This window comes from Bartonella sp. AP3QHHD (genome assembly GCF_042195765.1).
Classification (GTDB): Bacteria; Pseudomonadota; Alphaproteobacteria; order Rhizobiales; family Rhizobiaceae; genus Bartonella.
Map to the genome: position 1 here is coordinate 1 of NZ_JBHIPC010000019.1, position 7,208 is coordinate 7,208.

A 7,208-nucleotide genomic window follows, 5' to 3' on the forward strand; every position below is an offset into this window, starting at 1 on the left:
ATTTCTCGTGAATCCTAGCTTCGGTAAAATGGTCCGTAAAATGCCCGCATGAATTGCGTCATCAAAGGATTATCATCATCATCACTCTCTTCTTCTTCCGAAGCCTCTTCTTGTGATGCTAATAATGCCCTTAAAACCTCTAACAAGTTGTCTCTATTTCTAATGTCACCCTGCGCTGTAGGACTTGCTCTATGAGGCTGCCCCCCATACATCTGTAATACACGGTTGACAAAATCACTTGCACGCATAGCGTTGTTTACACCATTCAAGCCAACCGCATTGCTCCCAACAATTTGCGCCGCATTGGCATGGGGATTTTGAAGAAGCCGCGCGGCTCCTCCTGCCCCTTGTTGATGTGCTAAATACAATTCTGCTTCACTAGGGGCTCTTCCCAACAGGCGGCTTAAATGATTGCGATTATCAAGCGTCAACCGCCCCATGGCATCTGCCGCTTGCATGGGATCAAACCTATCCTGCAAACCATATTGTTTGGCGGTGCTGTCTATAAATTGATACAACCCACCAGCAGAAGAGCGGGGATTCCTTGCATTGGGATTGCCGCCACTTTCCACTTGCGCAACACGGTATAAATAACTCTCTGGCAAACCATAACGCGCTGCTGCTTGACGGATCGCTTGATCGACTGAAGGGTTATATCTAGCCATAGATTTTACTCCTTGCAAATCTGCCCGCTTCTCCCATCAGTGCCGAAGAAACAAAGTGCCAGAAACGTTCATTACCAATTCCTGCTTTATGTAATCGTATAAATCTTTGTACCATTTGAGCAACTTCCTGCTGGTTCATACCCTTAACGCCAAAAGTTGCTAACTTTGCTATATCCCGTTCAAATATTTGTCTCTCTTTTTGAGGCAATTTTCTAATCGTATCAGATAAAATATTTTGAGTAATTTTTGCCCCAGCACGTGCTGTACTAACTTTTCCATACGGAATATGAACACCTGTTAAAGGAGAAGCCTCTGGCGTTCCTTGAAATGGCTTTAGTGCTCTTTGCGCCGCATCTTCATAGAACCTTTCGTCATCTACAGCTTTTCTAAACGCTTTAATGTTTTTAGGATTTAAAGACCTGCTAAGGTTTTTAGACACGCTACCCGTTTGTAAAATATTCGAAAGTGTATTAACAGGGCGGGATTTTTCTAATACGTCATCGATATAATCTCGCATCCCTACGCGATAAGTATTGAGACCATCCGGCATAGCTCCTTTACGAAGACCTTCTGCAATCCCTTCTCCAGATACATCTCTTTCTACAATTTTTTTGCCTTGGCTTATAGCTTCTGCAAAGCCTTTGTATTTTGCTGCGCTACCCCGAGCTGCTTTATAAGTAGGGGAAATTTTATCCGTTATTTTTACCAAATTGTTCTTCAAAATTTGATATGTAGAAGCCCCTTCTTCATCACCAAGCTTTCGATTCATTCTGATTAAAACATCAAGGGATTTCTTGCTTCGATCTAGTAACTCCATTGTAGGTTTATAATTGATATGGCTAAACTCTTTTGCATAGAATCGTTGAGGTATTGCTGTGCGGGGGTCTCTTTCTAACTTTTTGACAGCGTGCTTAAGAGCGTCTTGAAATCCTTCTTGTTTAAAAAGCCTATTAAGAGCTGGATAATATCTTTTTTCTATTGGAGTACGATAGGCTTGTGCATAGAGAGAACCATGTGCTTCTTCCCCTTGCTCTTTAAGCAACCTTTTTAAAACTTTCGTATCTTGGAGAGGGGTAATGTTTTCATCTGCCGATTGACCAAGGCGCTGAACTGCTCCCTGCATCCGTCCTTCATGGGCTCTTTTCAAAAGTTCAGAAACACGCGTATTTGTTGTCCCCATATTCGCAAGCAATACTTCTAAATTCGGACTAATATCTGTCAAAAATGCATGGCGTGGTGCATTTGCAAGATGTTCAGCAACATTCTCAACACCATCATCATATAATGTTTTTGCAACTTCTCTGACTACTTTAGTTTGAACTTCCTTATGAGCAGGATTAAAATGCCTTCTTACAAAAGGAGCTGTTTGCATGCTTCTTAACGCTTTATTCAATCCTGAAGAAACAACGGTACCAGCAAGAGAACCAACAGGACCAGCAACTGCTCCAATCCCACTACCAATCCCTGCCGAAGCAAGGCGGTCATAAAGACCATCTCCCGCACCAGAACCATGCAAAGCGCCAGAACCTGCTCCTAAAACTGCCGCCTTACCAAGATTTCCAAATGTTGATGCCGCAGTACCTACTTTCAAAAATCTAAGCGCAGGGACAAATGAAAGTGCTGTTGGTAAAATCGAACCAGCAATATAAGCACCAGAAGACAACCATGGATATTTCTCTTCCAAGGCTTTTTGGTAAGCGCGTTCCTTGGCTACTCTTCTGTTATAAACCTCTACTGCTTTCTTATCACCACGCCAATAATCCGTAAAACCTGCTTCATTCGCCGCTTGTATCTCATCACTATACCCTGCTGTCAAACCAGATATCCCATGACTCCTTAGTGCATCCCACCACGTAAGATCTTTATCATCAAATGAAAAATCATCTGTTGTAGTTTTGGGGTCTTGACTGCCATGAAAATCTGCAAAAGATGAATGATTTGGAATATCTTGGGGTAGACCAATTACCTTATATTTCCTAGCCCATTCTGGAAGAAGTGATTTATCATAATCTTTATATTCAGGATAATCTGTAGCTGTTTGAATATTTGAAATATCTTGGGGTGGACCAATTACCTTATATTTCCTAGCCCATTCTGGAAGAAGTGATTTATCATAATTCTTATATTCATACATAGCACAACCTATTTTATAAAAGGAACCGCTTTACCATTGGCATCAATAATAAAAAATTTTTGTCCTTTTGGTAGAGCTGCAATCTCTTCTGTACTTTTCACTATAGGAATATTTTCACTACCTCCTTGTGACATCGGCGAATCTGCGAAATATTGATCAGAGATTTCTTTAGGCGTATTGATAGGCTGCCCTGTTACCCAATTATATAATTGGGTCTCATCAAGTTTATTTAAAGCAACTAATGTTTTTTCAAGCATTCCTAAAGTTTTTAATAATCCTTCTTCCTTACGTCCAGCATCCAAAGAACCAAAAGTTGCTATCATATTACGGCTTTCTTGATCTGATATAGGACCAACACTAAGATTTCCTTTAGGATCCATCGATTTTAAGCTCTCAAATACCGCCTTTAAAGCACCACCCTTAATCGTATCAAATAATTTTTCTAATTCATATGCAGGAGATCCTCCAACATTTCTCGATCCCCACCCAACAAATCCTGTCGCAAAGCCTTCTTTTATAATTTTAATAGCATCCTGAATAGCATTTATTCCTATGCGTGCCTGCTGTTTGGTGAGAAGCATATTTTTTCTCTTTTTATGCTCCCACTCTTTCTGGGCTTGTAGTTTTTGATTATACTCAAGTTCCTGCATCGACCCCTTAACCGGTCTCGCTCTACGTTCACCTAGTTGTGAATTGGGATCCCATTCATAACCTTTATCTAACTGAGGTTTATCACCACCTGTTAGCATCGCACTAAGCATTTGCGGATTACGTGCCATAATAGCAGCTTCTTCTTCACTGTACCCTTTAGATTTTAGGTATTCGACGGTCTGATTAACCTGTCCTCTTTTTTCTCTTTCCATATCACCACGACGAAGATTCATAGCTGCATTCGCTAAACTTTGTGCTATCGTCCCATCTGATAATGCATAACCAATCCCATAATCTGATAATCTTTGTAAAAACTCAGGACTACGCAAGTAATCCCAAAAACTCTGTTGAGAACCAGTATCTTGGTGAGGAACAGTACTCTGTTGTGGCTGTACAGACTTCTGTGGTTCTACAGATGAAATAGGCTCTGGTAATTGAGACTGCTTTGGTTTCAATGATGCCAAATCTGAAGTTTCAATTGCATTAGGCAAAGGTTCAATACCTAAAGGATTTGGTTGTGAACCAAAGGTCGCTACTGGTAAAGAAGGGACTGAAGACGGTACATACGGTTTTCTGCCTGCCGATCTTAAAGACGAACTTACATCTGGTAAAGGTGAAGTATTTTTAGCTAAACTTAAAGGATTTGATTGTGAACCAAAAGTTGCTATAGGGGAAGAAGGGGTTAAATAAGGTAAATTATTTGCCTGTTGTTTGGCGTCTTCTAGATCGTTGAAACGTATACGTGGTACATATTGGCTCATTACATGCATAGACTTAAGAAGTCTTGATAAAATGTTATCGTTACTATTTTGCATAACTACCTCACTTTTTTCCTGCAAAATTAGCAATACTAGCTAAAATCCCTATAGCGTTCTTCCAAGGGTCGTTACCATGCATCTTAGATTCTGACACATTATTCGTTGTCGTGCCGTAATTCCTTGCAAAGCCATGACCGGCGTTCATAAGCATATTCAACCTATTCCAGCCGCTATTGTCTTGTTCCAGCCAACGTTCTCTATTGGCATCAACAAGGCGTTGATTGTGGGCATCAAGCACACCTCCCCCTTGTATGGCATTGGAATAGGCATTCCCATAACCCTGTAAGAAGTTATTTGAGGCGCCCAATTGATTTTGATTGGCTTGGTCTATCATGGCATTGGCTTGCATCATGCGATCCGCATCACGATTATACTGGTCTGCTGTAGCACTTGTGGACAAAGCACCAAGTTCATTTGCTAATACACCTGCATGTGCACCGGACCCATAACGACCCGCACCTGCAAAAGAGCTGTTAATCGTATCTCTTACACGGTCTAAGCTATTTTGAAGGGCGGCATTAAAAGACGGATTCTGTCCAACCATATCACCAGAAGCCACTCTTCCAAGATTGCTTGCTGTCAACGTTGGATTGTAAATCGTATTCATCAAAGAGCGATTTTGATAATGCTGTGGAATACTTCCAAGACCACCAATTCCATAGCGCGTTTGATCACTTAACGGCGCTACACGAGGACCACCATAAACATTCCCACCCGCCCCTGTATCATACAGATTATACGCATCCGCACCACCTCGCTTAAAGACATTCTGCATCCAAGCAGGAGGGGCACTTGTCTGCACCTGCTTCTGTTCTGTCGTTGCTGGTCTACTGCTCCCCATGTCACAATTCCTTCCTATAATAAAGCATATCTATGCCATAACCTTGTTTGTTCAGTGCACGTTTCCAACCTAAACGACCCAAGATCTCCATTTCAGAAGCACCATTCTCACGCGCCCAATCCTCTACAACTTGCAAATTGTCAACTTGATCAAGAATGCCCTTGCCACTACATTCACAAATCAGTGCGCGCTTCTTTCCTAAAACTGTCTGCTGTATCTGGGTCGTGAATGCCGCTAAAAAGCGCTCGTCATCATCCAAAACAAGCCATAACTGTTTCTTGCCACTGCAAATCGCTTCAAGGAGCTCTTGCAACGTGATTTCATGTTTAAAACGTTCCACATACTCGCGAAACGACGCAATGATGTCTTCAAGGTATGGTGCTATACGCTCCATATCCCAAGACGTGGTCAAAAAGACTTTTGCCATTACCCTCTGCCTAAAGGACGTAAATCCACATTAAATCCTGTGATTTGGTTCCAATGAACACCTTCAGGAATACGCAATTTAAAGCGGTGATAACGATTGCGCGAACGACCATGATAAGCACCCGTGACATATGAACATGCCCTCTCTTGGTGCCATGTAATCGGCGTCTGATTATTGCGAAGCCGACGCTCTCCTATGCTTAAAAGACCTTCCGTCGTATCAACTTCAGCAAACATCTTCGTGATAAAGTTAAAACTTCCATCTGGTGCTCCCAATTCTTGCGAAACAACCGTTGCCTCCATCGGTGCTCCCGTAAACATAACAAGTCTATTTTCATCATCAAAAGCACCAAGCATTGGGGCGCCACTTTGCCAACGAGGGCTGTCTAAAGAAGCCGGCAATGTCTCAAGATTGATCGAGATCTCATCTAACTGTTCTAAAGTATAACCTGTCGNAACAAAGGTCGTTTGCTCGTTATTGCCTCTCTTTAAGGACCAGTAAATCCGGTTATCAATGGGATCTATAACCCCTTGCATCTCATCAAGAGCAAACTTATCAAAGGTTTTAAAAACTGTTCTATCAACTTTCTCAAAGCCTATCGGCAAAAGTTGACCATCCAAACTCATCTGATAAAAACCACCATCACCAGCAAAAAAAGCATCACTCCCTCGACATGCTATAGAGGACGCACTACGGGCTCCGCGCTTGTCTTGTATCTTTTGAAACGTAAACACAATCTTAGAACCCGCAACAAAGGTTCCTGCATAAATAGCAGAACGCATAAAAATGAGGGGATTAGTCGATTCCGTAGACCCTTGAACATATTCTCCATCTGGAAAATCTTGAAAATCGCAATCTTTCTGCTTAACTGTCCAATGGGTTGCATCTTCCAAACCTGACCAATGAATGCGATTGGGGTGATCTGTCAATTGCATCAAACAAACAAAAGGTCCCCAAACCTTCACCAAGCCTGCTTTCGGGGGATTGCCTCCTAAATCTTCAAATCGTTCAGAACTATGGGTATTAAAAACTTGTGGTTTATCATTTTTATTCACCGCAATAATTCTTTGACCAAACAAAGCGAACGACCATTGATTATCTTCATGCGCATGATAAGTCACACCACTTTGACTTATGTCCTTCCACCCCTTCGTTTGACTATCATAACTGTAAAGCTTTTGCTTGCCTCCTACGATTATCTTAACACCATTGCCACTTCTAAACGCTATGCACCCCAAAGGCTTTTCTTCCAAAGCATGAGACACAACCATTGCACTAGGCATCGGAATGTAACAGCCATCAGCCGGTAAAACATTCACAAGCGTATCCGTAAAGCTACCGTTGACGACCGAAACATCTGGTCTGTAATCAGCGATTGGAAAATAAACCATCTTAAAAATCCGTCGGAATTATTCGAGTGACGTTATGACGTTGAGACGTCTCTGCACGCAATTCATGCAACTGTTCGTTAAAGTCATTGTACGCTGCCGTTGCACAATCGGGTTCTTTAAGGATATTCTTGTAAAGTTCGTATTTTGCACGCGCCTTAATCAAATCAAACGCGTGCACAAACCATGGATGCTCCTCATCAACACTCTCTATCTCTGATAAACGCAATGGAGAGAGAATGAGTTGAATCTGATAGGCTTTATCCGGTGTGGGATAAAGATGT

The 7,208-nt window shown here is 41.9% G+C and carries 6 protein-coding genes and 1 pseudogene; all 7 read right to left on the minus strand.

Translation table 11 applies throughout. The features are described 5' to 3' along the window. Positions 1–14 precede the first annotated feature (14 nt). Positions 15–665 (minus strand): transglycosylase SLT domain-containing protein, encoded by a 651-nt coding sequence (locus ACFIL7_RS01285; RefSeq protein WP_375683260.1) that lies wholly within the window; start codon positions 663–665, stop codon positions 15–17. After that, entirely contained in the window at positions 658–2,799 is a 2,142-nt protein-coding gene (locus ACFIL7_RS01290) for a glycine zipper family protein (RefSeq protein WP_375632658.1), read from the minus strand. The genes ACFIL7_RS01285 and ACFIL7_RS01290 overlap by 8 nt, the downstream gene beginning before the upstream one ends. A gap of 8 nt (positions 2,800–2,807) precedes the next feature. Further along, complete coding sequence (locus ACFIL7_RS01295; protein WP_375632656.1) at positions 2,808–4,265, minus strand: hypothetical protein; 1,458 nt, start codon at positions 4,263–4,265, stop codon at positions 2,808–2,810. A 7-nt stretch (positions 4,266–4,272) separates the two neighbouring features. Continuing rightward, positions 4,273–5,109, minus strand: coding sequence for a hypothetical protein (locus ACFIL7_RS01300; protein WP_375632654.1), 837 nt, complete (start codon positions 5,107–5,109; stop codon positions 4,273–4,275). 1 nt (position 5,110) lies between these two features. Further along, entirely contained in the window at positions 5,111–5,536 is a 426-nt protein-coding gene (locus ACFIL7_RS01305) for a hypothetical protein (protein WP_375635055.1), read from the minus strand. Then, positions 5,536–6,927: a hypothetical protein gene (locus ACFIL7_RS01310; RefSeq protein WP_375683261.1), complete on the minus strand. Its 1,392-nt coding sequence runs from the start codon at positions 6,925–6,927 to the stop codon at positions 5,536–5,538. Before ACFIL7_RS01310 ends, ACFIL7_RS01305 begins: the two co-directional genes overlap by 1 nt. Position 6,928: 1 nt before the next feature. Next, positions 6,929–7,208 (minus strand): annotated as a pseudogene (locus ACFIL7_RS01315) (hypothetical protein); the annotation flags it as partial.